The organism is Streptomyces sp. SD15, assembly GCF_054462255.1.
Genome location: NZ_JBTLMO010000015.1, coordinates 160,001 through 185,827, shown reverse-complemented (window position 1 = coordinate 185,827; position 25,827 = coordinate 160,001). Strand labels below are relative to the sequence as shown.

Genomic DNA, 25,827 nt, shown 5'->3' with positions numbered 1-25,827 from the left:
AAGATCAGCAGGCATCCAACAGATCCTGCCGACACAACACCCAACTGCCAAGCCCCACAACACATTTCATTCTGAAACGATCAGTAAGTGATGTGCGAGTAGCGCGCCTGTACCGATCCGTTGATGTGCCCCATGCGCTCATCCATCAGTTTGGGCGGCGTGCGAAAAGCTCGCGAGTAGATGACCTGCAACGATGCCCCGTTCGGCACGTCTTGGAAGCCAACAAGTCACCGGCATTGGGCCTAACGGGGCACCGGAGGCTGGTCCGGCCAGGCGAACGCGCACCGGGGATCGCCCCCTCGGCTTAGGGCCTGTCCGGCGGATCATGCCGGACAGGCCCTGGCGTCGGCTCGCCCGTCACAGGAAGCCGACTCCATCGTCATGGCGACACCACGCAGCCGCCCATGCCCCGAGGATCTGTGAATGCGGCACAGCAACCCCAGCGCCGCCCCCGACCAGGAACGCCCTCCAGCGGCTCCGGAGCGACCGGTATCACCGTTCCCGCACCATCCATACAGAGCTACGGATCAGAAGGCTTCTGGCATCCACGGCTGACATCAACGACGCCGGACGGGGGCGTACGTCAGCATCCCTGTCCGACCGTCGCACCAGTCGACGGCAGCAGTGTGATGTTTGCTGAAGCTTCTGCGCTTCTTCAGTGAGGCTCGACGGCCTCACCCACAGCCATATTTCGTCTGACTTGGCCCTCGATGGCGCATGAGTCGCGCGCCTGATCGGCCAAGATCGAAATACTCCCTTGGGGCAACCTTGACGAGAAGTGCCATGCCGAAACGCATACTGGCCCGGCCAGTGGGCGCTGTCGCGGCGATGACGGTCGCGCTCACGGCCGCGCCACTGGCGGACACTGCGCAGGCCTACAGCTCAACATCGGGAACGCTGAGCTTCAGCGGCGATGCGGGTGAGCCCATTTCAGGCGGTCAGTCGTATGAGTACACGACTGGAGCAGTCCAGATGTTCGACGTCCAGGGCAGCACGGACGAGAACAGCCTTACCGTCGCCATAGATGCGGACCAAGACACGCTCTGGCGTCTCAACGTCGCCGCGCCCGATGGTCAGAAGCTGACTGAGGGCACCACGTACACCGGGGCGAAGCAATGGCCCGACGCCCAGCCGGGGGATCCGGAACTGGTGTTCAGCGGGACCGACAACGGGACCGACAAATGGTGTAACACCAACTCCGGCTCCTTCACCATCGAGCACATCGCGTTCGGCCCCTACGGCTACGTCCATGAGCTCGACGCCACCTTCGAGCAGTACTGCAACGGATCAACGGTGCCTCTGCGCGGTGCGGTTCACGCGGTCATGCCCGAGCCTCCGCTGGAACTCGCCATGGGGATGAACATCAACCCCGAGGGCACGGTGAACGCCCCAGATGGTCAGATCACCGTCGGTGGCACCGTGACGTGCAACAAGCCTGCGAGCGTCTCGCTCGTCGGCCAGGTCTTCCAGATCCAGAAGAAGGGAACGTCGGGCGCGTCCTATGAGACAACCGTGGCCTGTACCCCGGGCTCGCCCGTCCCATGGTCCGTCAGCCTCACCAGCCAGGAAGCCGGCACCTCGTTCCAGTCCGGCCCCGCAACGGTGCGCGGCAGCGCCCGGGCAAATGACCTGGACTACCCGGTGACTGTCGACACCGGACAGCAGGAGTCGGAGGTCACGCTCTCCAAGTCCTGACCCAAGGTGGCCACGAGATCAGCTGACATCACTGGTTTGCAGTTGGCCCCTCATCCTGCCCGCCGTGTCATGTATCCGGCGGGCGCGTCCTCTTTTCACTGTGGGGAGATTCATGCGCAAGCGCGCAACCTTCGCTGTGCTCACCGCCGCCGCCGCGCTGGGCGGATTCACCGGCCCTGCCGCGCACGCGGACGAGACCGTCGGCGACATCCAGATCACCACCGTCTCCATCAACGGCGGTAAAGGCATCGCTGTCGGCCTCGCCGACAAGACGGTCACGGTTTCGGTGACCGCCACCGATCCGTCGGGCATCTGGGACGCGGACTTCTACCTGTGGCGCGGAACGGATCCCAACAACCCCGACGTCTACATCACGCCGAATGAGGACACCACCCCCGCGGACTGCGTGGCCTCCAGCGCGACCACGTCCACCTGCTCGAAGACCTTCACCTTCGAACCGGACTGGTGGCTCACCAACACCGACGCCGGGACCTGGAAGGTCGGAGTCGACGTATGGGCCAACGACGACAGCTGGACCCAGCGGGACGCCTATACGACCACCCGCATCCAGCGGTACTCGAAACTGACCGTCAACGCCGGCCCGGAACCGATAGCCAAGGGCAAGACCCTCAAGATCACCGGCAAGCTCACCCGGGCGAACTGGGATACCGATGTCTACGCGGGCTACACCGTGCAGCCGGTCAAGCTCCAGTTCCGCAAGGCGGGCACCAGCACCTACACCACCATCAAGACGGTGAACACCTCCAGCACGGGTGACCTGCAGACCACGACCACCGCGTCCGTGGACGGCTACTGGCGCTGGAACTTCGCCGGCACCTCGACCACCCCGGCCGTTTCGGCGACCGGCGACTACGTCGACGTGCAATAGCACTCGACGGCCAGGCAGAGTCGGCCCGGTCGTGGCGGGGCTGGTCAGAACGTGCTCGTATACGGAGACCCTCACTCAGCCGTTCCTGCCACCGATCAGGTGGGGATGCCCATGTACGGACCCCAGGAGGGTCGAGAAGACTTTCTCCTGCACTGCGGTCAGCTCCAAAGCATGCATCCGCTCGACGTCTAGATCTAGAAGGACCTAGTGGTGGCAACGCTTCCAGAGATCACAGCCCTGTTGGGCGAATCCCGGTTCAACTGGTCGGATCCGGCTCCATGGATCGAACTGGAGCAAGAACTCGGTATCGAATTTCCTGCGGACTTCCGTGAGATCGTGGACGCCTACGGTTCGATCGAGATCAACAGGCAGTTGTATCTGACGCACCCCGCCGGCCATCTTTTGCACAGTCTGGGAAAAGACATCAGGGGGGATCTCGAGCTCTGGCGTGAGGAGGACATGGCGGAGTTCCTACCGAGTCCGGTGGGGGCGAACCCCGGGGAACTGATGCCGGTGGCGTCGGCCACGACGGGCGAGGCGGTTTTCCTTCGCATTCCCGACAACCCCTCGTCGCCCTGGCGCGTCGTGGTCCAGGAGTTCGACAGTCCGGCCTGGACTCTCTACGAGATGACGTTCAGTGAGTGGTTGCTGGCTTATCTCAAGGGTAGGGACGTGACGTTGTGTTCTCGCAACTTCGCGCCTGACGGCCCGGTCTACGAATTCCTGCCCTGAAAATGAACGCGGTGGTATCTCCTGTCACGGTGACAGGAGATACCACCGCGTGAAGATCTACCCGTGATCACCTGGGGCACATTGTTGATCGCATCGCGGGATTCAGTGGTCTGCTGCGATGACGGACAGTGAGCTGATCGGCCTTCGTGCTCGCCATCGCCATGGGGCTCCGAAGGGGCGAGATCATCGGCCTCCGGTGGTCGGATCTCGACCTCGACAACCGGGTCCTCTACGTCCGGCAGCAGACTCAGCGCCGCCGTGGCGTCCTCTACGACGACGACCCCAAGAGCCGCCGTCGCCGCGGCGTCCCGTTGCCCGCACTCTGCATCGCCCCGCTGCGCTGGCACCGGATGCGGCAGTCGGCCGCACGCGCCAAGGCGGGGGAGCAGTGGCACGAGTCCGGCTACGTCTTCACCATCCGCACCGGGCGCCAGGTCGAGCCGCGGAACGTCTACCGGTGCTTCACCCGCATCGCCGACTCCGCCGGCATCCGCGTCGTCCGGCTCCACGATGCTCGGCATGGCACAGCGACCCTGCTCACGGCGGCCGGAGTCGCGCCCCGCGTCGTGATGGAGATCCTCGGCCACTCTCAGATCAGCATCACCATGGACGTCTACACGCACGTCGTGCAGGACACCCAGCGCGAGGCCATGAGTCACATGGACCGGCTGCTCAGGAAGCGTTTCGGCCGTCAGTGACCGTGCTCGTTGATGTCAGACGTGGATGTCAAAGGCCCCGGACCATGATCGGTCCGGGGCCTTTTGCCTGGTGCCCCCGGCAGGATTCGAACCTGCGACACCCGCTTTAGGAGCGAGGTTGGGCGATCGCAGGTGTGACCTGCCGATTCCCTGTCTTGGCCAGAGTTCGGCCGATGTCACCCTGGGCGCCCCGGTTCCCCGTGAGTCCCCGTCCGTTCTGGCACGAGAGTGGCACGGCCCGGCGCGGTGCCCTGACTCCCTCGATGCGAACTACGGGCGGGCGGGTCGCTGCAGTCTCCATGCCTGGTCACGGGGAGTCGGGGGTCCCCACAGCCCGCTACCCACCTTTGAGGGGTAGAGAGTCGGGCGTTTCGCACTGTTAGATGCGGGCGTGCCGAAGAACGATGATTACGAGCGAACCAGTACGCGATTGACCGTCGGGGGCTGCCTTGTCGGGTTGGCCGTGGCCCTAGCCATTCCGGTGTGCATACTGGTGGCTGTCCTCCTCTTTGGGATGCCAACCCCGTAACCCACCACATCGACCTGCAGTCGAGCGACGGCGAGAGGTTGGCTGCGAGACTTTGGGCTGGAGCTGCCACGGGGCGAGTGATCATGGCCCCGTAAGCTTCCGGCGAGTCGGGCCCCGCGCTGGGCACAGGATTTGAGCCTGTGGCCTCATCCTTATCAGGTCGATCACTTGGGCTCGACGCGCTGGGCCAATCAACCTTCTGCCTGGGTCGCCGATCCGCCGAGGTTCAACGTCGGTCGCCGCCGTTCGCTCCTGTTGGTGTCAGCTGTTGGTGTCAGACGTCAGCGGACCGCTTGACACATGGTCGCCGACGCGGTGGCTCTCACAGCCACAAGAGGAAGAGCGTTACCGCCCAGCTCACGACTCCGACAACCGAAAACACCGCCAAGTTCTTGCGCCTCCGCGAATCATTGTGGTCCAACCAGGTAACAAATGCAGCAAAGGTGCAATACATGGCGATTGCGCAAAATGGCAACGAGATAAAGAAGTACCAAACACGCATAATTCCCCCACTACTCGACGCCCTCGTGCGGAGACTACAAGCGCAACATTCACTTCCACAGCCCAGCCCACCACTCTCCCCAGCTCCCATCCCGTACGCCGTCGACCCACACGCCGTGGAGCAGGCGTGGTTCATGGCGTCCAGGTGGAGCGCGCCACTGTACGAACGACCTGGACGCCATGGGCCGCGTCTGCTCGGCTCTGCCTGGGTCGATGGCGTACGGGATGGGAGCACCCCGCGCACGCCCCTACGGACCCGCAGCAGGGAACGGCGCCCCCTCCATCCCGGTGTCGGCCGATCCCCCGCCGGAGGCATGGTCTTGACCGTGGCCGCGCTATTCGGTGATCGACTCATGGCCACCGGCCCTGTCCACATGTGGGCGCGCGTCGGCGCAGCCCGCGCGGAGCGGGCCGGAGGCAGGAGCGGCGCGCGGAGCGGAGCCGGGAAGCGCGCCCGGCGGAGCGGAGCGCAGCCGGGGCTTGATGAGGTAGAGAAACCTGTAACAGCTCTCATGCCCCATGGCCTGTTCAGGATCACGAGAAGCCTCTGAGCTGGGGCTTTGTGGCGTCCCAAGTTGTCATATGCGTCTTGCTCGCAACTGCTTGTCTCAGGTGAGACGAATCGGCAGCATGGATGCATGTCCACCCGCCGAAATCGACAACGGCCCAAGGCCGCGCAGCGAACGCCCCGTACCGTCCAAGCCCCTGCATCGGACGCCCCCGCGAGCACGCCCGAAGACGCTCGGGCCAACGCCGTACGACAGCTCGTAGAGCCAGGCGAAGAACGTGTCCGCCTCGCGGCCGAGTTGGAGCGGCTGGACACCCATCTCCGCCCCTTGATCCTCGAAGCCATCAGCGCCGGTGTCCCCTATCGCCGCGTCGCCGAGCTCACTGGCATCTCCCGCGCATCCGTGGCCCGTTGGGGCAAGAGCGCGGAGCAGTGAAAGTTAGGCCGCACCCGTCAAACACCGGGCACGGCCTCGTCCGATTCGAAGGAGTCGAAGCCATGTCGAATCGATCCACCCTCATCATCGCAGAAGAGCCCTGCTCGACCTGTTCTGGGAGCTGCGCCACCATCGATGATGGTTCCGTGACCGGGAAGCCTGGCAAGTCCCTCCCCTGCTCCTGTTCCCTCGGCTCCCACAGCCCCGGCGAGGTGCCCAAGGGAGCCCACTACACCGTGAGCCTGCGGCTCTCCCCCGACCCTGCCGACTGCGCCTGTGCAGGCACAGGGTGGCTTGACGGAGGCTTCTACGTCTGGGAGGGAGCCGTTCACCTCGCGGCTGACGAGCGGTGCCCCCTCCACGCGACCTGAGGCGGGTGGACTCTTAGCGGGTCATGTGGCACGCGTGTGGCACGGCCGCGATCATGCGAAAGGGCCAGTTCGAGAGGATCAAGCCTCCGAACTGGCCCTTAGTGCTGTGCCCCCGGCAGGATTCGAACCTGCGACACCCGCTTTAGGAGAGCGGTGCTCTATCCCCTGAGCTACGAAGGCGGGGATGCGTGGGTGAAGGTGTGGGAAATCTGCCCATAGTGGGCGGATCTCGACCTTCGGGGCCCCAGACATCCACAGGGTGCCCCGCCGAGGCGGTGCACCACGCACAGTCTAGCGGTTGTCGGTCGGGCGCCGGGGCGTCATGGGGGGCTCGGAGGGCAGTGGTCCTCTTGCGGGACCGGACGGAAGGCAGCGGGGGATTCCGAGGGGCGGGGAGTTCTTCGGTGATGTCGATCGCGCGTGTCTTCGTTGGAGATCGCGCTTCGCGGGCTGGCGTACAAATAGCGGTCCGGGCTGGGAACTGCGGTGTTCACCAGGTCGTGGCGACTGAGCGGAGGGCGGTCCAGGTGTCGCTCTCGTGGGCGTAGTCGATGGTCAGTTGCAGCCGCCAGTTCGCGTGGGAGCCGTAGACCGTCGCGTCCGTGATGATCCGGCCGATGAGGTGGGCCGTGTCGCCCTCGACCTCGACGGTCACGTTCTTCTCCTCGACCTGGTGGTAGACGAACTGTCCGGCTCGCATCTGCGACAGCCACTCGGCCTTCTGCTGCACGTACCCGGTCATGTGGGTGAGGGTGAAGCCGTTGGCGAGCATGTCGTCGAGGGCGTCGGTGTCGCCGTCGGTCATCGCTTGCAGGTGGGCGCGGTAGGCCCTGATGACTCCCTCGTGGGCGCTCTGGTCGGGTGAGGTGTGCACGGTGGTTCCTGTCGTCGGGGTGGTCATGTTCGTGGGCGGTGTCGTGTACGCGCCGGTGGATCACTCGACGGCCTCGCGTCGGGACAGGCGTACCTCTTCGATGTCGAGGGCCGCCTGCACCTGGCGCAGGACGGTGTCGTCGATGTGGCGCTCGTCGCGGAGGCGGACGACGGTGGCGCGTTTGCGGGCCGGCCGGGCGAGGCGCAGGGCGGTGTAGTGCTGGTGGTGGCGGAGCAGGATTTCCGTGGCGGCTTCGGCGTCGGCGTCGTTGTCGTCGGCGCCCGCTTGTACGACCTGCAGGTGGGTCCCGTACTCGGCGCGGAGAGATCATGTCGCGGTCGGGGAAGGGCTCGCGCGGGCCGAGGTGGAGTGGTACGCCCAGGGCGGCCGCGAGTGACACCGCGCCCCGGAAGCCGCAGAGCCCGCTGATCACCCGGGCGCGGTGGCTGACCCGGCGCAGTCGCTGCTCGGGGCGGAGGTCGAGGAGGCGGATCAGGTAGGTCACGAGGAAGAGGAAGGCGAAGCGTACGGCGATGAGTACGGCGGAGACGACAGGCGGGTGCGGCACAGCACCCCGTACGAGGGCTCGGGGGACGGCGCCTCGTACGGGGTGGTCTCAGGGGGACGCGGCCGCGGATCAGGCCAGCGTCGCGGTGTCGATCACGAAGCGGTAGCGCACGTCGGAGCCGAGGACACGCTCGTACGCCTCGTTGATCTTGGAGGCGGGGATGACCTCGACCTCGGCGCCGATGTCGTGCTCGGCGCAGAAGTTCAGCATCTCCTGGGTCTCGCGGATGCCGCCGATCAGCGAACCGGCGTACGACCGGCCCTGCATGATCAGTGAGAAGACGCTCAGCGACAGCGGCTCGGCCGGGGCGCCGACGTTGACCATGGCACCGCCCACCGCCAGCAGTGACAGGTAGGAGTCCAGCTCCAGCTTCGCGCTCACCGTGTTGACGATGATGTCGAAGGTGCCGGCCAGCTGCTCGAAGGTGGCCGGGTCGCTGGTGGCGTAGTAGTGGTCGGCGCCCAGACGCAGGCCGTCGTCCATCTTCTTCAGCGACTGCGACAGCACGGTGACCTCGGCGCCCATCGCGTGCGCGAGCTTGACGGCCATGTGGCCGAGCCCGCCGAGGCCGACGATCGCGACCTTCTTGCCGGGGCCCGCGCCCCAGCGGCGCAGCGGGGAGTACGTGGTGATGCCCGCGCACAGCAGCGGGGCCGCCTCGTCCAGGCCGATGCCCTCGGGGATCCCGACCACGAAGTCCTCGGTGACCACGACGTGGGTGGAGTAGCCGCCCTGGGTGACCGTGCCGTCCTTGTCGACGGAGCCGTAGGTGAGGGTGCTGCCCTGGAGGCAGTACTGCTCCTCGCCCCGCAGACAGGGCGCGCACTCGCGGCAGGAGTTGACCAGGCAGCCGACGCCGACCCGGTCACCGGCGGCGTACTTGGTGACCTCGGAGCCCACCTGCGCGACGATGCCCGCGATCTCGTGTCCGGGCACTACGGGGTAGGTCGTCGGGCCCCACTCGCTGCGGGCGTGGTGGATGTCGGAGTGGCAGATGCCGCAGTACTTGATCTCGATGACGACGTCGTGCGGGCCTGCCTCGCGGCGCTCGATGGTGGCCGGGGCGAGGGGGGCGGTCGCGGACGTCGCGGCGTAGGCGTTGACGGTGAACATGAATTCTCCAGTGGGGGGTGTGCTTGGAGCCTTGGTGCTGGGGGGTGGGGGCGGTTCAGCGGGGGGCGAGGCGCATCGTGGTCGAGCTCGCCTCGGGGCTGGTGATGGCCTTGATGATGTACGCGGCGTAGTGGCCGTACTTGGCGCGGTAGGCGGCGTCGACGGCGTCGTTGATCTCGTCGTCGGCGTCGACGAAGGTGACGTCCTTTGTCACGCCGCCGGCCTCGATCCGGCCTTCCTGGCGGGCCCGGGTGCCTCGGTACCAGTCGGAGCCCGGCCCGTTGACCGAGCGGACGTAGATGTCGTCGCCCAGGCGCACGACCCAGATGGTCCGCCGACTGCCCAGCGTGCCGCCGCTGCGCAGGGACGCGATCTCCAGTTCCTCCGCGTGTCCGACGCTGTCGAGTTCCTCGCTCGTCCACGTTGTCATGCAGTTTTCTCCTTCGCGAGTGCGACTACGAGTGCGACTACGAATGCGGCTACGAATGTGGCTACGAGTACGACTACGACTACGCGTACGACCCGGGGTGGGCGGAGTCGGCCACGGCCGAGTTCTTCGGCCGGTATCCAGCCTGCGGGCTCCGCGCGCCGGGTGGCAGGCCGTGCTGAGCAGGGGAGCCGCGTTCCGGGGTGCGACAGGGCCCCCCACCTCTGGCCCCCACCTCGAGCCCACCTCGTGCCCCACCATTGGCCCCCACTTTTCGTTTACGCAGGTCATGGGGCTGGCCGCGTCCAACCTGCCACACTGGACCCATGGCACGTGAGCAGCGCAGCGGCGGCGACGGCACCGAGCTGGGGCGCTTTCTGCGCGCCCATCGCGCCCAGCTGACCCCCGAGGAGGCCGGCCTCGCGACGGGTGCCGGAGTGCGGCGTACGCCGGGGCTGCGCCGCGAGGAGCTGGCCACGCTGGCCGGCATCAGCATCGACTACTACACGCGCCTGGAACGGGGCAAGGAGGCACACCCCAGCCCCGGCCGTCGTGGACGCCATCGCCGCCGCCCTCCAGGTGGACGCGCACACGCACGAGCACCTGCGTGACCTTGCCGCGTGCCTGGCCCGCATCGCACCCGAGCCGCCGACGCCGCCGAGCGTGGCCGTACAGTCCGGCGTCACGCTGCTGCTGGAGCGTCTGCGCCCCTACCCGGCCTACCTGCTCAACCGTACGACGGACGTGCTCGCCTGCAACCGGAGCGGGTTGCGGCTGTTCGCCGGTCTCGACCAGTGGCCGGCCGAGGAGCGCAACATCATGCGCTACGTCTTCCTGCACCCCGAAGCGCGCAAGCTGTTCGACGACTGGGAGGAGCAGATCCGCGCCCTGGTCGGCCGGATGCGCGCCTTGGCCGGCACCGATCCGGACGCCCCCGACGTGTCCCGGCTCATCGACGAACTCCTGCTCAGGAGCCCGGACTTCGCCCGCCTCTGGGACCGCTACGACGTCCAGGTGCACACCCATGGGATCAAGACGTTCCGCCACCCGGACGTCGGCGACCTCACCATCGGCTACCAGTCCATGCAGCTCGAAGGCACCCCCGGCCACCGCCTCGTCGCCTACTACGCCGAACCCGGCAGCCCCGAGTACGACAAGCTGGTCCTCCTCGACGTGGCCGCTCAGGAGCCGTCCTCAGCCTCGAAGTCGTCGGCTCCGTAGTCGAGGTGACCGCACGTCAGCGGACGCACGTCAGTGGCCGTACGTCAGCGACTGCCGAAGGTGTTGAGCCCGACACCGTCGGGATCGGGCCCGCCGCGCACTCCGGTGTCGGTCGCGTCGAAGGCGGGGCCCACCTCGGCCGGAGTCAGCGCGAAGTGCGTTCACGCGTGAACGCGTGGTCACAGGGTCACGCGCTCGGCACCCGCCGAAACCGCCCCGCCACCCGAAGATCCCCCTCGATCCGCTCCGCCGCCGCACGCAACGGGGGCAGCACCTCGGCCACGCACTCCTCAGCCGTACGACGACTGCTGTGCATCGCGACATTGACCGCGGCCACGACCCGCCCACCGCGCTCCCGCACCGGTACGGCGATCGCCCGCAGTCCCTGCTCCAACTCCTCGTCGACGAGGGCGTAACCCTCCTCCCGTACGCGGTCCAGGACGGCCCGCAGTCGGCCCGGGTCCGTGACCGTGCGGGGGGTGAACGCGAGCAGCGGCTCGGGGAGTCGGGGGTCGGGCAGGTCCGCCAGCATCACCCGGCCCAGTGAGGTCGCGTACGCGGGCAGCCGGGTGCCGACACTGACGTTGACGCTCATGATGCGGCTGATGCTGACGCGGCCCGTGTACTGGATCTCGTCGCCGGCCAGGACCGCCAGCGACACCGAGTCGCGCAGTCGCTGCGAGAGTTCGGTGAGGTGCGGGGCCGCGATCTCGGCGAGCGAGGTCCGCGACAGCGGCGGGAAGCCGAGGCCCAGCACCCGGGGGGTGAGCCGGAAGAAGCGGTCGTGCGCGGTGACGTATCCGAGGTGTTCCAGAGTGATCAGGGCGCGGCGGGCGGTCGCGCGGGCGAGCCCGGTGGCCTGGGCGACGTCGGTGAGGGTCAGTTGGGCGCGGCCCTCGCCGAAGGCGGTGATCACGGTCAGGCCGCGGGCCAGCGACTCGATGAACTCCCGGCCCAGCTCCTGCTTGGAGGCGCCGGTCCAGACGGCGAGGCCGGAGGGGGCGACGGGTTCGGCGGGCGGGGCCTCCCGCAACTCCCGCTCCATCGCGGCGACGGCCGTCCGCAGTCGTGGCAGCAGGGTGTCGCGCAGGTCGGCCGCGGTGCGCCGGCTGGTGTGGCTCACCACGCTCACCACACAGGCGATCCGGCCCGCCTCCCGCACGGGCAGGGCGATGGCGACCAGGCCCGGTTCGATCAACTGGTCGTCCAGCGCCCACCCGGCCTCCCGCGCCTCGGCCGTACGCCGCTCGAAGTCGTCGCCGACGGTGGGGAGTCGGGCCTCCTCATGGGAGTCGGCATCGAGCGGCCGGCTCCGTGCCGGGACCGCCGGAAATCCCCGGTCCTCCGGATCGGCCGTACGCCGCTCGTGCCACCACGCCCACTCCGGCTCGCCCCACTCGGTGGCGAACAGCGGGCCCGGCGCGGTGCGTTCGGCGGGGAGCAGGTCGCCGATGCGGAAGCTCAGCGACATGGCGCGGCGCCGGGTCGCCTGGTGGATGAAGCGGATGCCGTCCCGGTCGCCGACCGCGAGCGACACCGATTCGTCGAGTTCGTCGGCGAGGGCGTCGGCGTGTGCGTCGAGGAGGCGGGGCAGGCGCAGGGCGGCCAGGTAGGCGTTGCCGAGTTCCATCAGACGGGGGGCCAGTACGGCGTCCCGGCCGTCGAGACGTACGTACCCCCTGCGGGCGAGGGTCGCCGTGATGCGGTCGACGGTGGAACGTGCGAGTCCGGTGGACCGCTCCAGGCCGCTGAGACTGGACACGCCGTCGGCCTCGGTCAGCCGGCGCAGCACGGCGATACCGCGGATGAGGGGGGTGACGGCCTCGGCGGGCACCGCGGCCTCGGTCTCACTACCGGTCGATCTCACTACCGGTCCCGGGGGTCGGCGGTCGGCACGACGTTCGATGGCATGGGCTCTCCGTTGCGGATCTCAGAGATCTTCTGAGATCTCAGAGATCTCAGAAGAGACACCGTAGTGCGTGCCCGACCGACTCAGCAGGTCGGCCGCTGCCTCCCGCGCGCTTCTCACCGGCGCGTCACGTGCACGTGGTAGTGCCCCGCGAGATCCGCCTTCGCGACGGAGATCTTGATGCCCGTTCGGGGGTCCTTGAAGGCCTCGCCGGGGGTGAAGGGAGCGTCGGAGAGTTCCGCGTGGACGTTGGGGCTGCGGGTGCAGCCGCCGGTGTCGCGCTGGGAGTCGTAGACGGTGATGGGGCCGTTTCCGGTGTCGATGCCCGCGTCGACCATGTAGATGAGGATGCCGGGGCGGCAGACGGTGGAGTCGTTGCCCTCGCGGGTGCGCAGCTCGAGGGCGTACCCCGTCCTAGTGCCGGTGGGGACGAAGACGAGCTTGGTGCCGCCGGGCCGGGCCAGCGGGGTGAGGGTGTACTCCGTCGTCCCGGGCGTCGCGGCGCAGCCGACCTGCGAGTGGTCGAGCCAGCCCAGCTTCCACTTGTGCCAGCCGAGCAGATCGTTGTCGGCCCCCCAGTCCTCGCTCATGATGTCCCAGTGGCCGACCGCGCCCCCGCCGTCCTGGGTGTAGAGGTCGGGCAGGCCGAAGGTGTGGCCGTTCTCGTGGGGGAGTACCCGGTAGCCGGTGTCGGCGTAGGAGCCGGAGCCGTCGTCCTGGCGGCTGTAGACGAAGGACGCGTTGGAGATCGGGACGCCGTCGGCGACCGGCGCGTCCATGTTGCCGGCGAAGGTGACGGACAGGACCGTGTCCAGGGCGGAGGGCCCGGCATTCGGCGTCACCAGCACGTTCAGGAGGTCGTACGAGCGGAAGTCCACCTTCGGGTCGGCCGTGGTCACGAGATCCTGGACCAGGTCGCGGTACCCGGGGTCGAAGGGGGCGCCGCGCTCTATGCCGTACGCCTTGAACGGCTTGGGCATCCGCAGCCAGTCCCGGACGGGGGTCTCGGGGCGGTAGTCGATGCGGCCGTAGGAGGCGGTGCGGAACCACTCCTGGGTCTTCGGGAAGAACTCGCCGAGCCGGTCGAGCGCGCTGCCCTCACCGGGCGCGTCGGAGAAGTCGACCATCAGGGTGAGGGCCCGGACGGTGCCGGTGGAGCGGGCGTAGCCGGAGGAGGTCGGAATGCCTTCCCCCATCTGGACGCCGATCGTGCCGGTGATCATGCAGGGACCGAGCGCCGTGGCGCGGGCCAGCGCGATGGAGCCCGCCGTCGTGGAGCCGGCCGTGAGGTGCCCGGTGCCGGCGGAGGTGCTGACCGCCAGCGTCAGAACGGTCACCGCGGCGAGCGCGGCCACGCGGCGCGGGCGTATCCGGCGGCGGCTGGTCGGCTGCATGCAGGGGCCCTTCGCTCACGGCAGCCGCCCGTTCACCGACTGCACCCTGTGCGATCACCCTGTGTCGAGGGATGCGCGGGCGCGCGTTGGAGGAGCCCGATCGTGGGTTTCTTGGCCCCGTGGGTGTGATGCAGGTCACCTCTGGGGTGGGAAATAACCGGGGACGCTTTCCCCGTTTAGCCATGTGTCCGAGCGAAGCGGGGACTGATTCCCCGGATCGCACCACAGTCTTCATCCGTCAACGAGGAGTACGCCGTGGAAACCGCCACCCCCGAGCGGCGCCGAGCGCCCAGGCCTCGCGCCGACGCTCTGCGCAATCGGGAGCGGATCGTCACGGCCGCGCGCGAGATGTTCGTCGAGTTCGGCCCCGACGTGCCGTTCGACGAGATCGCCCGCCGCGCGGGTGTCGGCAACGCCACGGTGTACCGCAACTTCCCGGACCGCGACGCGCTGGCCCAAGAGGTCGTCTGCGCGGTCATGGATCGTACGTCGGAGTGGATCGAGGCGGCACTCGCCGAAGGCAACGACGCCTTCGAGTCGCTGAGCGGCTTTGTGCACTTCGCCGCGGACGAGCGGATCGGCGCCATGTGCCCCATGCTTGCCGAGAGCTTCGACCGCAACCATCCGGATCTGTTCGCCGCACGCGAGCGGACCCTGGCGCTGATCGAGGAGCTGATGGCGCGCGCCCGCGAGGCCGGCCAACTGCGCACCGATGTCGAGTCCGGCGACCTGATGGTCGCCGTCAGTCAACTGACCAGGCCGCTGCCCGGCACCGCGTGCCAGGGCATCGACCCCTTCGTGCACCGTCATCTGCAGCTGTTCCTGGACGGACTGCGGGCACCGGCCCCCTCCGAACTGCCCGGAGTGGCCGCCACCGTGGAGGAACTGCGACGAGTCTGTCCTCGTAACTCGTAACTCGTAAGTCGTAAGTCGTAAGTCGTCACTCATAAGTCGTAACAGTCGTAACTCGTAACTACCAAGAAGCTTCCGGCCCGTCGCGGACGACGAGCCGTCTCTTTTCCCCTGCCTTTTTTCGCTGCGAAGTACCGGAGTGGGTATCCCCATGTCTGAAACGGGAACATCAATGGCAACGCCGGACACGGCGAACGCCAACCGCTGGAAAGCGCTCGTCTTCATCGCGCTCGCCCAGCTGATGGTCGTCCTGGACGCGACCATCGTGAACATCGCGCTGCCCTCCGCCCAGCAGGACCTGGGGATATCGGACGGCAACCGGCAGTGGGTCATCACGGCCTACGCCCTCGCCTTCGGTGGTCTGCTGCTCTTCGGCGGCCGTATCGCCGACCTGTGGGGCCGCAAGCGCACCTTCGTCACCGGCCTGATCGGCTTCGCCGGCGCGTCCGCCCTGGGCGGTGCCGCCACCAACGAGGCCATGCTGCTCGGCTCCCGCGCTCTCCAGGGCGCGTTCGGCGCGCTGCTCGCGCCCGCCGCGCTCTCCCTGCTCGCCGTGATGTTCACGGACGCCAAGGAGCGCGCCAAGGCGTTCGGCATCTACGGTGCGATCGCCGGTGGCGGTGGCGCCGTCGGCCTGATCCTCGGCGGCTTCCTCACCGAGTACCTGAACTGGCGCTGGACCTTCTTCGTGAACATCCCGTTCGCGATCGTCGCCGCCGTCGGCGCGTACTTCGTCATCCGTGAGCCGTCCGGCAGCCGCAACCGCTCGCCGCTCGACATCCCGGGTGTCGTCCTGTCCACCCTCGGTCTGGTCTCGCTCGTCTACGGCTTCACCCGCGCCGAGTCCGACGGCTGGGGCAACTCCATGACGATCGGCCTGTTCGTCGCGTCGGCGCTCCTGCTCGCGGCCTTCGTGCTCGTCGAGTCCAAGGTCAAGGCCCCGCTGCTGCCGCTGCGCGTGATCACCGACCGCAACCGCGGCGGTGTCTACCTCTCGCTCGGCCTCGCGATCATCGCGATGTTCGGCCTCTTCCTCTTCCTCACCTACTACCTCCAGATCATCAAGGGCTTCACGCCGGTCAAGACCGGCTTCGCCTTCCTGCCGATGATCGTGGGCATGATCACGGGCTCCACCCAGATCGGCGCCCGTCTGATGACCCGGGTCGCGCCGCGGCTGCTGATGGGCCCCGGCTTCCTGGCCGCCGCCGTCGGCATGCTGCTGCTGACCCAGCTGGAGATCGACTCGTCGTACGCCGGTCTGATCCTGCCCGCCATGCTGCTGCTCGGCCTCGGCATGGGTACGGCGTTCATGCCCGCCATGTCGCTCGCCACGTTCGGAGTGGAGCCGCGTGACTCCGGTGTCGCCTCCGCGATGGTCAACACCTCGCAGCAGGTGGGCGGCGCGATCGGTACGGCCCTGCTGAACACGATCGCCGCCTCGGCGACCACCTCGTACATCGAGGACCACATCGCCGGTGCCGCCTCCGCGTCCCAGCGGCAGCTGGTCCAGGCGCAGGCCATGGTGCAGGGCTACACGAGCGCGATCTGGTTCGCTGTCGGCATCCTCGTGGTTGCCGCGCTGATCGCCGTGACCCTCATCAACACCGGCCGCCCGGACATGACCGCGGCGTCCGGCGCGGGCGAGGGCGCCGAGGACGAGGTGAAGGTGCCGGTGATCGCCCACTGATCACCCGTACGGGCACCCCGAGGACTTCGGGTGCTTCGGGTGCTTCGTTCGGTACTTCGTTCGGTACTTCGTTCGGTACTTCGCGTACGGGCGCGGGGTGGGGACGCCTCGCCCGTACGAATCCCAGGGTCCGCCCCGGTTCCGAGTTCGACGGAACCGGGGCGGACCCGCGTCCGGGCCCTTCCGTGACGGGGCTCTCCACGAGTGAGCCCTCCACGAGAGGACCTAGCGCAGCCAGGGCAGGTCCGCGCCCGCGTCCTTCGGTTGCAGGCCCTCGGCGATGATGAGCATGGCCTCGCCGAGGGCCTTCTGCTGTTCGGGCGTGAGCCGGTCGAAGATGGCCTGCCGTACGGCGCTGACATGACCCGGCGCGGCCTTGCCCAGCACCTCGACGCCGGTGTCGGTCAGCACCGCGAACTGGCCCCGCTTGTCGGAGGGGCAGTCCTCGCGGCGCACCCAGCCGTTCTTCTCCAGGCGCGCGATCGCGTGCGAGAGACGGGAGCGGGTGATCTTCGCGTTCCTCGCCAGCTCGGTCATCCGCAGCCGCCGGCGCGGCGCCTCGGCGAGCTGGACCAGCAGGCCGTAGTAGACGTGCGGCATGCCCGCGTCGCGCTGCAACTGACGGTCGAGATGGTCCTCCAGGAGGGTGGCGGCATGCATGTAGGCACGCCAGGTGCGCTGTTCCTCGTCGGTGAGCCAGAGCGGCTCTTCAGCGGGTGGGGATGCCGTGTTCATGTACTCCACTGTACGAGCCTCTTCTTGAAGATTAAACAAGGTGATGCTAGGGTCATGAAAACAAGAACTTGAGACTTCAACTATTGGTCTTATGGTTCACCGTTCATGCCGTGCGTGCGGTTCTTGCGGTTCTTACGGTCTGACGATTGAACTCAACGGAGGGAGTAGCCGCCATGTCGGTCGCCATGTCTGCCGCCACCGAGGGGCGTGCCCCGCAGGAGCGCATGCCCGCCCTCTATCTCAGTCATGGCGCCCCGCCGCTGGCCGACGACCCGATCTGGCCCGGCGAGCTGGCCGCCTGGTCCGCCGAGCTGCCCCGCCCCAAGGCGATCCTGATGGTCTCCGCCCACTGGGAGGAGGCCCCGCTGGCCCTCGGTGCGGTGGAGGCCGTGCCGCTCGTGTACGACTTCTGGGGCTTCCCCGAGCACTACTACCAGGTCCGGTACGCCGCTCCGGGCGCCCCTCAACTCGCCGAGTCCGTACGGAAACTGCTGCGCACGCCCGGCATCCCGGTCCAGGACATCCCGGACCGCGGCCTCGACCACGGGGCGTACGTCCCCCTCGTCGAGATGTTCCCCGAGGCCGACATCCCGGTCCTGCAGATCTCCATGCCGACCCTCGACCCGGTCCGGCTGATGGAGATCGGGCGCAAGCTGGCGCCGCTGCGCGACGAGGGCGTCCTGATCGTGGGCTCCGGGTTCTTCACGCACAACCTCGCGGCGCTGCGGCACACCGGCGGGGGAGTGCCCTCCTGGTCGAGCGAGTTCGACGACTGGGGGCACCGCGCCCTGGACGCCGGCGACGTGGACGCGCTGCTCGACTTCGAGCGCAAGTCCCCGGCGGGCCGCCTCGCCCACCCGCGCACCGAGCACTTCGCCCCCCTCTTCGTGACCATGGGTGCGGCGGACGCGGCCGGTGAGCTGGACGGGCAGAAGTCGGTGATCGACGGCTTCTGGATGGGAATGGCGAAGCGGTCGGTGCAGTTCGGCTGAGCCGGCTCCGGCGGATCTACCCGAGGTCCTTCTCGTACCAGGACCTACCCGAGCTCCTTCTCGTACCAGGCGACATCCCAGTAGCGGCCGAACTTCCGGCCCACCTCCCGATACGTGCCGACGTACCGGAACCCGAAGCGTTCGTGCAGCCGCGCGGACGCTTCGTTGGGTTGGGTGATGCCCGCGTAGGCGCGGTGCAGATCCTCGTCGGCGAGCGCTTCGAAGAGGGCCTTGTAGAGGAGCGTGCCGATGCCGCGCCCGCCCGCGTCCGGGGCGAGGTAGATGGTGACCTCCACCGAGGTGGCGTAGGCGGGCTTCACGCGGAAGGTGCTGCTGGTCGCGTACCCAAGAATCGCCTGTGAGTCCGTGTCCGTGGCAACCATCAGGCGGTGCGGTCCGTCTTCAGGGTGGGAGAGCAACCAAGGGCGGCGCTCTTGTGGGGTGAAGACGGTGGTGTCGAAGGTGATGGGAGTCTCGCGAACATAGTGGTTGTAGATGTCCGTGAGGGCTTCGAGGTCACTCTCGACCCCCGGCCTGACCTGCACCTCTGTACGTTCCGTCGGCACCATGCCTCCCTCTGTGGCGCACAGGGTACTGCATGATCAGAAAAATAGGGGGGTGGGTTGGGAATTCTGTCCGGATTCCAGTCGTTGTTTCCTTCGGATGCCGGGCACTCGGAGGAGTGTCCGGGCCGCCACTAGGACCCGCAAGCCCACCATCGCAAGGGAGCACGCATGGCAACCCGTGCCGTCGCCCGTCGTCAGTCCGCCAGCGGCGAGACCACCGACGCGGCACGCAGTGTTCGCGTCGTAGGCGGCGAGATCGCCGACCGCGACCTGGTCGGCATGTACCTCGACGAGATCGCGCGTACACCGTTGCTCGACGCCGCCAAGGAGGTCGAGCTGTCCCAGATCATCGAGGCCGGTGTGTTCGCGCGGCAGATCCTCGAAGGTGAGGCGGACGCCCCCGAGGCGGACGCCACCCGCGAGGAGCTCGAGGCACTGGTCGCCGAGGGGGAGCGGGCCAAGGATATCTTCATCCGCTCGAACCTGCGGCTGGTCGTGGCCGTGGCGCGCCGCTATCCCCGGAGCGGTCTCCCGCTGCTGGACCTCATCCAGGAGGGGAACGCGGGCCTGGTGCGCGCGGTCGAGAAGTTCGACTACCGCAAGGGCTTCAAGTTCTCGACGTATGCGACGTGGTGGATCCGTCAGGCCATCACCCGCTCCATCGCCGACCAGTCGCGCACGATCCGCCTCCCCGTGCACCTGGTCGAGGAGCTGGGCCGGATCCGCCGCGTGCAGCGCGAGTTCAACCGCGAGCACGGGCGTGAGCCGGAGCACCAGGAGATCGCCACCGAGCTCGGCTCGACACCGGAGCGCGTGGGCGACGTCCTGGACTGGGCCCGCGACCCGGTCTCGCTGAACATGGGGGTGGACGAAGACGGCGACACCCAGTTCGGCGACCTGCTCGAGGACACGTCGGCCGTCTCCCCCGAGCAGTCGGTCCTCACGCTGCTGCGCAGCGAGGAGCTGGACGACCTGATCGGCCGCCTCGACCAGCGCACCGCCTCCATCATCAAGATGCGGTACGGCATCGACGACGGCCGCGAGCGCACGCTCACCGAGGTCGGCAAGGAACACGGACTCACGCGCGAGCGCATCCGCCAGATCGAGAAGCACGCACTGCTCGAGCTGAAGAAGCTGGCGCGGGATACGGGTTTCGACGCGGCGGCGTGAGAACGTGGGCCGTGGGCCTGACATGCGCTTGAGGTCGGCTGTAAGTCGACCGGACATGGCCATGTAAGGCCGCTTCAACTCGCTGGGCTCTGGGCACAAGACTTCAGGGCCCAGGGTTTCGGGGTCCCGGGGCACAGCCCCAAGCCCCCCAGAGCCGAGTCCCGACGCACTCCCCCCCCCGCGCCGGGACTCTTCCAGAGCCGAGCTCCGGCGCCTCCCCCCCCTGGCGCCGGGGCTCGGCTCCTTTATGCCTCGGGGCGCGGGATCCCTTGGGGCCTCGGGGGCGGGGCGGGGCGGGAGCGGGGGCTTTCCGGCGCTTTCCGGAGACCTGGGCCGGGCCTTGTCCTTCGGGGGACGCGGAGGTCGGCAATCTCGGTGTGGGGAAGGCTTTTTTGGGGCAGATTGACGGGTCACCCCGTACCTGAACCCCGGGGTGACCCGAATGGCAGATTCTGCCACAGGGGCATAACCTGCCGTTCATGACCGGTACCAACCCCGCGGCCCGCGCCTCCGCCGCCCGTGCCGGCGGCTTTTCGTCCTCGGCCGACCGGGTCGAGGGTTCCTTGTCCTCGGCCGATCGCGCTGCCGCCCTCGCGGCGACCGACGTCCACGCTGCGCGCCCTGCGCGGTCCGCACCGTCCGACGGGCGGGGCGGTGCCGACGGGCCCTCGTTGACGGAGCGGCGCAAGGCTGCCACGCGGATGGAGATCGCCCGAGCCGCGGCCGGGCTCTTCATGCGGGACGGCCTGCGCGCGACCCGCGCCGAGGACATCGCCCGCGCCGCCGGAGTCGCGCCGCGCACCTTCTACCGCTACTTCGCCGGCAAGGAAGAATGCCTCGGCCCCCTCTTCGCCGCGGGCGTGCAGAAGTGGGCCGAGGCCGTACGCGACGCCCCGGCCGAGCTGACCGTTCCCGAAGCGCTCCACCACGCCGTCGTCCAGACCCTCACGCCCGGCGTAGGGGTGCGGCTGGAGTCCATGGAGTGGGTCCGCTCCCTGCTCCGGCTGGCCGAGGGGAGCCCGGCCCTGTTCAGGGTGTGGGGCCAGGAGTGCCAGGCGGCGGAACGGACGCTGGCGACGGTGCTGGCCGCGAGGATTTCGGCACCCGCCGACGACGCGTCGCCCGCCTCCGAGATCCGTCTCAGCGCCGCCGTGGCCAGCGCGGCGGTCCGTGTGGCGGTGGAGGCCTGGGCCGCCGGGGACGACCCGGCCGACGGCCCGGCCGGCCCGGTCGCGCTGGCGGTGCGCCACCTCCAAGCCCTGGGCGACTTCCCTTGGGGGGCCGTGTGAGCAACGCCCGGCCCCGCCGCGCCACCTGAACCCGCCTCGCCCCGCGCCACCTGAACCCACCTCGCCCCGCGCCGTCGGCACCGCCCCGCCGCCGTCGGCGTACGTCACCCTCGGCCGGCGCCCGACTCCTGCGAACCGCCCGCCGCCCGCGCCAGCCGCCCACCCAACTCCCGTACACAACCGACCAGTTCCGGCGGCCGCCGCACCGTGAACTCGCAGTCGGCCATCGCGATCCGTACCGCCAGCCACTCCACGGAATCGCTGGACGAGGACCGCAGCCGGCAGCTGTGCTCGTCGATCGGCTCGGGCGCCCCGAGCCACGCCGGCAGGCGCGCCGCGACGAGCTCGGCGGGCGCGGCGAAGGCGACCTCGAAGTCGTACGTCTCCTGACGGCGGTGCATCGACTGCCGCAGGAATTCCGCGGCGCTCCCCGTCGGCAGTTCACGCGGTGCGAAGCGGGCGCCCGTCGCGAAGGGCTCGGCGACCCGGTCGACGCGGAAGGTGCGCCAGTCCGCGCGGTCGAGGTCGTACGCGACGAGGTACCAGCGACGGCCGGTGGAGACGAGCCGGTACGGCTCGGCCAGCCGCTGCGAGGGGGTCCCGTCCCCGGAGCGGTAGGCGAACCGCAGCCGCTCCCGCCCGGCCACCGCCGCGGCCATCACGGTCAGCGTCTCGGGCGCGATACTCGCCCCGTCCCCGGTGGTCAGCGGAGTGGTGGCGGCCTGGAGCGTGGACACGCGATGCCGCAGCCGGGACGGCAGCACCTGCTCGAGCTTGGCGAGGGCCCGTACGGAGGCCTCGTCCACGCCCTCGAGGGCGTGCCCGGCGCCGGCCCGCAGCCCCACCGCGATCGCCACCGCCTCCTCGTCGTCGAGGACCAGCGGCGGCATCGCCTTCCCCGCCACCAGCCGGTACCCGCCGTCGGCCCCCTTGGTCGCCTGCACCGGATAGCCCAGCTCCCGGAGCCGGTCGATGTCCCGCCGGACGGTACGACGGGACACCCCGAGCCGCTCGGACAGCTCACCGCCGGGCCACTCGCGGGGCGTCTGGAGGAGCGAGAGAAGCTGGAGGAGCCGGGCCGGGGTGTCGGTGGTCATGCCTCCCAGGATGCCCGGCAACTAGGACACGATCTGACCTATAGGGCTTCTAGCTTGACGGCATGACTTCCTCCAGCAGTACTTTCCCGTCCATCAGGCCGGAGCCAGACCGGCGGCGCTGGTTCGCGCTCGCCATCGTCATGACCGCGGCCTTCATGGACCTGGTCGACGTCACGATCGTCAATATCGCGATTCCGTCGATCCAGCGCGACGAGGGCGCGTCGTTCAGCCAGATCCAGTGGATCACCGCGGGCTACGCGCTGGCCTTCGCCGCCGGGCTCATCACCGGTGGGCGGCTCGGCGACATCCATGGCCGCAAGCGGATCTTCCTCGTCGGCGTAGGCGGCTTCACGATCGCGTCGGCGCTGTGCGGCTTCGCCGCGAACCCGGAGATGCTCGTCGCCGCGCGCATCCTGCAGGGCGCGATGGCCGCGCTGATGGTGCCGCAGGTGCTGTCGATCGTGCACGCGACCTTCCCGGCGCACGAGCGCGGCAAGGTGTTCGGGCTCTTCGGCGCCGTCGTGGGGCTGGGTGCGGTGTCCGGCCCGCTCCTCGGCGCGCTGCTCATGGAGTGGAACCTCTTCGGCCTGGAGTGGCGGCCGATCTTCCTCATCAACCTGCCGGTCGGCATAGCCGCGCTCATCCTCGGCCGGAGGTTCATCAGTGAGTCCAAGGCCCCGCGGGCACTCAAGCTCGACCTCGTCGGCGTCGCCCTGGTCACGCTCGGTCTGCTGATGCTGCTCTACCCGCTCACCCGCGGGCGCGAGCTGGGCTGGCCGCTGTGGGGGTACGCGATGATGGCCGGCGCCCTCGTCGTCTTCGTGGCGCTGGTGGCGTACGAGAGGCGGAAGACGGCGCGGGACGGTTCGCCGCTGGTCGAGCTGTCGCTGTTCAAGGTGAAGAGTTTCGCGGCGGGCATCGCCGTACAGACCGTCTTCGGGCTCGGGCTCGGCATCTTCTTCCTGGTCTGGACGCTGTACATGCAGTTCGGGCTCGGCTGGAGCCCGCTGCGGGCCGGGCTGACCGGGGTGCCGTTCTCGATCGCGGTGTCCGCGGCGGCGGGGACGTCGGTGCAGTTGCTGGTCCCGCGCTTCGGCCGCAAGGTGCTCCAGGCGGGCGCGCTGATCATGGCGGTCGGCGTACTCCTCTATATCTGGGAGTCGGAGCGGTACGGGATGTCCCTCGCCTCCTGGCAGATGGCGCTTCCGCTGGTGGTCATGGGCGTGGGGATGGGCTTCATCGTGGCCCCGCTGACGGACGCGGTGCTGTCGGAGGTGCCGCGTGAGCACGCCGGTTCGGCGTCCGGGCTCATCAACACCGTGCAGCAGATGGGGAACGCGCTGGGGCTCGGACTGGTGTCCGTGGTCTTCTTCGGCACGATGGCGGACCGGCTGACCCCGGCCGAGGTGGGCCCCGCCTTCGTGAACGCCTTCCAGCACGCGCTGGGCTGGGTCGCGGCGGTGATGGGGGCGATCTTCCTGCTGATGTTCGCGCTGCCGGCCCGTCCCTCCGCCGCGGCGCCCGGCGAGACGGTTGACGTGACGGAGGGCAGGGAGGAGACGGGGGAGAAGGAGCCGGTGCTCGTTCCATGAGCCATGGCGGAAGGGGCCCGGCACCTCAGGTGCCGGGCCCCTTTCGTTGCCTCAGCGACCCAAAGTCCGTTCATGCCCGCATGACGCCCGAACCTGTTTACTTTCTGGAAATCCGAGCGTAGCCTGCGGTTGAAACCACAAGTTCGGGCATTGGTCGGAGGCGAACGGACATGTACGCACCGGAGCGGCAGCAGGAGATTCTCCGGCTCGCTCGTGACGGCGGCCGGGTGGACGTGGTGTCGCTGGCCGAGGAGTTCCAGGTCACGGCGGAGACCATCCGCCGCGACCTGAAGGCCCTCGACCGCGCGGGTCTCGTCCGGCGGGTGCACGGCGGTGCGATACCGGCCGGACGGCTGGACTTCGAGCCCGACCTCGCCGAGCGCGAGTCCACCGCGGCCGACGAGAAGGACCGCATCGCCGAGGCGGCCCTGGCCGAACTGCCGAGCGAGGGCACGATGATCCTCGACGCGGGCAGCACGGTCGCCCGCCTCGCCGGCGCCCTTCCGCTGGACGCGACGCTCACCGTCGTCACCCACAGCCTGCCGGTCGCGGCCCGCCTCGCGGACCACCCCGGCATCCAGCTCCACCTGGTCGGAGGGCGCGTCCGGCACCGTACGCGCGCCGCCGTGGACGCCTGGGCGCTGCGCGCGTACGGCGAGATCCGCGCCGACATCCTGTTCGTCGCCGCCAACGGCTTCTCCGTCGAGCGCGGACTGACCACCCCCGACCTCGCCGAGGCCGCCGTGAAGCGCGCGGCTGTGCGCGCCGCGCGCCGCGTGGTGCTGCTCGCCGACTCCTCCAAGCACGGCCAGGAGCACTTCGCCCGCTTCGGTGACCTGAGCGATGTGGACCTGCTGATCACTGACAGCGGGCTGAGCCCCGAAGACGCCACCGCCATCGAGCGCAACGGCACGGAAGTAGTGCGTACATGATCCTCACCGTCACCCCCAACCCGTCCCTCGACCGTACGTACGAGGTCCCGTCGCTCGACCGCGGCGAGGTCATCCGGGCCACCGGCGAGCGCATGGATCCGGGCGGCAAGGGTGTGAACGTCTCGCGCGCGGTCGCGGCGGCGGGGCAGCGCACGGTCGCCGTCCTGCCCCTGGGGGGTGCGCCCGGCGCACTTGTCGCCGACCTGCTCGACGCGCAGGGCATCGAGGTCGCGCCGGTCCCGGTCGCCGGCGCCACCCGCTCGAACATCTCGGTCGCCGAACCCGACGGCACGCTCACGAAGATCAACGCGCCCGGCCCCGAACTCTCCGCCGCCGAGGCCGAGTTGCTCCTGGAGACCGTGCGCCGGCAGTACCGCTCCGGCGACACCGACTGGATCACCTGCTGCGGCAGCCTGCCGCGCGGGCTCGCACCCTCCTGGTACGCCGATCTCGTCGCCCGCTCCCATGCGGCGGGCGCCCGGATCGCGCTCGACACCTCGGGACCGGCGCTGCTCGCGGCGCTGCGCGAGCGGCCCGACGTGGTGAAGCCCAACGCCGAGGAACTCGCGGAAGCCGTCGGGCGCCCCCTCGCCACGGTGGGCGACGCGGTGAAGGCGGCCGAGGAACTGCGCGAACTGGGCGCGGGTGCCGTACTCGCCAGCCTCGGCGCGGACGGGCAGCTGCTCGTGGACAGCGAGGGCGCCTGGTTCGGCAGCGCCCGGGTGGACACCGTGCGCAGCAACGTGGGCGCCGGTGACTCCTCCCTCGCCGGTTTCCTGATCGCCGGCGGCCGCGGCCCGGAAGCCCTGGCCTCCGCCGTCGCCCATGGCGCCGCGGCCGTACAACTCCCCGGCAGCGTGATGCCGGGCCCGGCCGACCTCGACTCCTCCGCCGTGACCGTCACGTCGGAGATCCCCGTGGACCGCGTACTGACGGAGCCGGTGTCATGACGCCCACCTCTGTCTTTGCCATGACGGCCACGCCCCATGG

21 protein-coding genes, 1 tRNA gene and 2 pseudogenes are annotated in these 25,827 nt (G+C 69.0%); 15 read left to right on the top strand and 9 right to left on the bottom strand.

The window, feature by feature from the left end:
- Positions 1-810 precede the first annotated feature (810 nt).
- The 6 genes and pseudogenes from ACX28W_RS17615 to ACX28W_RS17590 all read left to right on the top strand — a co-directional run bounded on the left by ACX28W_RS17615 (position 811) and on the right by ACX28W_RS17590 (position 6,359).
- On the top strand, positions 811-1,695 hold the full coding sequence (locus ACX28W_RS17615; protein WP_458999909.1) for a hypothetical protein: 885 nt from the start codon (positions 811-813) through the stop codon (positions 1,693-1,695).
- 112 nt (positions 1,696-1,807) lie between these two features.
- A complete protein-coding gene (locus ACX28W_RS17610; RefSeq protein ID WP_458999908.1) occupies positions 1,808-2,584 on the top strand; it encodes a DUF5707 domain-containing protein in 777 nt (258 codons plus the stop codon).
- 210 nt (positions 2,585-2,794) lie between these two features.
- Positions 2,795-3,316 carry an SMI1/KNR4 family protein gene (locus tag ACX28W_RS17605; RefSeq protein WP_458999907.1) on the top strand — a complete coding sequence of 174 codons (522 nt, stop codon included), beginning with the start codon at positions 2,795-2,797 and terminating at the stop codon, positions 3,314-3,316.
- A gap of 137 nt (positions 3,317-3,453) precedes the next feature.
- Positions 3,454-4,014 (top strand): annotated as a pseudogene (locus ACX28W_RS17600) (tyrosine-type recombinase/integrase); the annotation flags it as partial.
- Between the two features lie 1,668 nt (positions 4,015-5,682).
- Positions 5,683-5,988 carry a hypothetical protein gene (locus ACX28W_RS17595; protein WP_458999906.1) on the top strand — a complete coding sequence of 102 codons (306 nt, stop codon included), beginning with the start codon at positions 5,683-5,685 and terminating at the stop codon, positions 5,986-5,988.
- A gap of 146 nt (positions 5,989-6,134) precedes the next feature.
- Positions 6,135-6,359: a hypothetical protein gene (locus tag ACX28W_RS17590; RefSeq protein WP_458999905.1), complete on the top strand. Its 225-nt coding sequence runs from the start codon at positions 6,135-6,137 to the stop codon at positions 6,357-6,359.
- A gap of 107 nt (positions 6,360-6,466) precedes the next feature.
- Here the strand turns inward: ACX28W_RS17590 and ACX28W_RS17585 are convergent.
- The 4 genes from ACX28W_RS17585 to ACX28W_RS17570 form a co-directional block, all read right to left on the bottom strand.
- Positions 6,467-6,539 (bottom strand) — tRNA-Arg (locus tag ACX28W_RS17585).
- 310 nt (positions 6,540-6,849) lie between these two features.
- On the bottom strand, positions 6,850-7,260 hold the full coding sequence (locus ACX28W_RS17580; RefSeq protein ID WP_458999904.1) for a nuclear transport factor 2 family protein: 411 nt from the start codon (positions 7,258-7,260) through the stop codon (positions 6,850-6,852).
- Positions 7,261-7,870: 610 nt separating this feature from the next.
- A complete protein-coding gene (locus ACX28W_RS17575; RefSeq protein WP_458999903.1) occupies positions 7,871-8,914 on the bottom strand; it encodes an NAD(P)-dependent alcohol dehydrogenase in 1,044 nt (347 codons plus the stop codon).
- A 55-nt stretch (positions 8,915-8,969) separates the two neighbouring features.
- A complete protein-coding gene (locus ACX28W_RS17570; protein ID WP_458999902.1) occupies positions 8,970-9,344 on the bottom strand; it encodes a DUF2255 family protein in 375 nt (124 codons plus the stop codon).
- A gap of 323 nt (positions 9,345-9,667) precedes the next feature.
- Between ACX28W_RS17570 and ACX28W_RS17565 the strand changes: the two are divergent.
- A pseudogene (locus ACX28W_RS17565) lies at positions 9,668-10,562 on the top strand (helix-turn-helix transcriptional regulator).
- A gap of 187 nt (positions 10,563-10,749) precedes the next feature.
- Here the strand turns inward: ACX28W_RS17565 and ACX28W_RS17560 are convergent.
- Together ACX28W_RS17560 and ACX28W_RS17555 are read right to left on the bottom strand one after the other, a co-directional pair.
- On the bottom strand, positions 10,750-12,429 hold the full coding sequence (locus tag ACX28W_RS17560; protein WP_458999901.1) for an IclR family transcriptional regulator domain-containing protein: 1,680 nt from the start codon (positions 12,427-12,429) through the stop codon (positions 10,750-10,752).
- A gap of 158 nt (positions 12,430-12,587) precedes the next feature.
- Positions 12,588-13,865 carry a M6 family metalloprotease domain-containing protein gene (locus ACX28W_RS17555; RefSeq protein WP_458999900.1) on the bottom strand — a complete coding sequence of 426 codons (1,278 nt, stop codon included), beginning with the start codon at positions 13,863-13,865 and terminating at the stop codon, positions 12,588-12,590.
- Positions 13,866-14,120: 255 nt separating this feature from the next.
- On the opposite strand from ACX28W_RS17555, the gene ACX28W_RS17550 reads away from it, so the two are divergent.
- Positions 14,121-14,780 carry a TetR/AcrR family transcriptional regulator gene (locus ACX28W_RS17550; RefSeq protein WP_458999899.1) on the top strand — a complete coding sequence of 220 codons (660 nt, stop codon included), beginning with the start codon at positions 14,121-14,123 and terminating at the stop codon, positions 14,778-14,780.
- 169 nt (positions 14,781-14,949) lie between these two features.
- On the top strand, positions 14,950-16,464 hold the full coding sequence (locus ACX28W_RS17545; protein ID WP_458999898.1) for an MFS transporter: 1,515 nt from the start codon (positions 14,950-14,952) through the stop codon (positions 16,462-16,464).
- A 225-nt stretch (positions 16,465-16,689) separates the two neighbouring features.
- Here the strand turns inward: ACX28W_RS17545 and ACX28W_RS17540 are convergent, their stop codons facing one another.
- Positions 16,690-17,199: a MarR family winged helix-turn-helix transcriptional regulator gene (locus ACX28W_RS17540; protein WP_458999897.1), complete on the bottom strand. Its 510-nt coding sequence runs from the start codon at positions 17,197-17,199 to the stop codon at positions 16,690-16,692.
- A gap of 173 nt (positions 17,200-17,372) precedes the next feature.
- Here ACX28W_RS17540 and ACX28W_RS17535 point away from each other — a divergent pair, with 173 nt between their 5' ends.
- On the top strand, positions 17,373-18,191 hold the full coding sequence (locus ACX28W_RS17535; RefSeq protein ID WP_458999896.1) for a dioxygenase family protein: 819 nt from the start codon (positions 17,373-17,375) through the stop codon (positions 18,189-18,191).
- Positions 18,192-18,235: 44 nt separating this feature from the next.
- Here ACX28W_RS17535 and ACX28W_RS17530 read toward each other — a convergent pair whose 3' ends face one another.
- On the bottom strand, positions 18,236-18,760 hold the full coding sequence (locus tag ACX28W_RS17530) for a GNAT family N-acetyltransferase (protein WP_458999895.1): 525 nt from the start codon (positions 18,758-18,760) through the stop codon (positions 18,236-18,238).
- A 165-nt stretch (positions 18,761-18,925) separates the two neighbouring features.
- On the opposite strand from ACX28W_RS17530, the gene ACX28W_RS17525 reads away from it, so the two are divergent.
- Positions 18,926-19,927: a sigma-70 family RNA polymerase sigma factor gene (locus tag ACX28W_RS17525; RefSeq protein ID WP_458999894.1), complete on the top strand. Its 1,002-nt coding sequence runs from the start codon at positions 18,926-18,928 to the stop codon at positions 19,925-19,927.
- Between the two features lie 479 nt (positions 19,928-20,406).
- A complete protein-coding gene (locus ACX28W_RS17520; protein ID WP_458999893.1) occupies positions 20,407-21,216 on the top strand; it encodes a TetR family transcriptional regulator in 810 nt (269 codons plus the stop codon).
- A gap of 104 nt (positions 21,217-21,320) precedes the next feature.
- On the opposite strand, the gene ACX28W_RS17515 is transcribed toward ACX28W_RS17520, so the two are convergent.
- Positions 21,321-22,313: a helix-turn-helix transcriptional regulator gene (locus tag ACX28W_RS17515; RefSeq protein WP_458999892.1), complete on the bottom strand. Its 993-nt coding sequence runs from the start codon at positions 22,311-22,313 to the stop codon at positions 21,321-21,323.
- Positions 22,314-22,375: 62 nt separating this feature from the next.
- Between ACX28W_RS17515 and ACX28W_RS17510 the strand changes: the two genes are divergently transcribed.
- The 3 genes from ACX28W_RS17510 to pfkB all read left to right on the top strand — a co-directional run bounded on the left by ACX28W_RS17510 (position 22,376) and on the right by pfkB (position 25,787).
- Positions 22,376-23,905 carry an MFS transporter gene (locus ACX28W_RS17510; protein ID WP_458999891.1) on the top strand — a complete coding sequence of 510 codons (1,530 nt, stop codon included), beginning with the start codon at positions 22,376-22,378 and terminating at the stop codon, positions 23,903-23,905.
- 170 nt (positions 23,906-24,075) lie between these two features.
- Entirely contained in the window at positions 24,076-24,837 is a 762-nt protein-coding gene (locus tag ACX28W_RS17505) for a DeoR/GlpR family DNA-binding transcription regulator (RefSeq protein WP_458999890.1), read from the top strand.
- Positions 24,834-25,787, top strand: a complete 954-nt coding sequence (pfkB, locus tag ACX28W_RS17500) for a 1-phosphofructokinase (RefSeq protein ID WP_458999889.1) — start codon at positions 24,834-24,836, stop codon at positions 25,785-25,787. The genes ACX28W_RS17505 and pfkB overlap by 4 nt, the downstream gene beginning before the upstream one ends.
- The last annotated feature ends 40 nt before the right edge of the window (positions 25,788-25,827 follow it).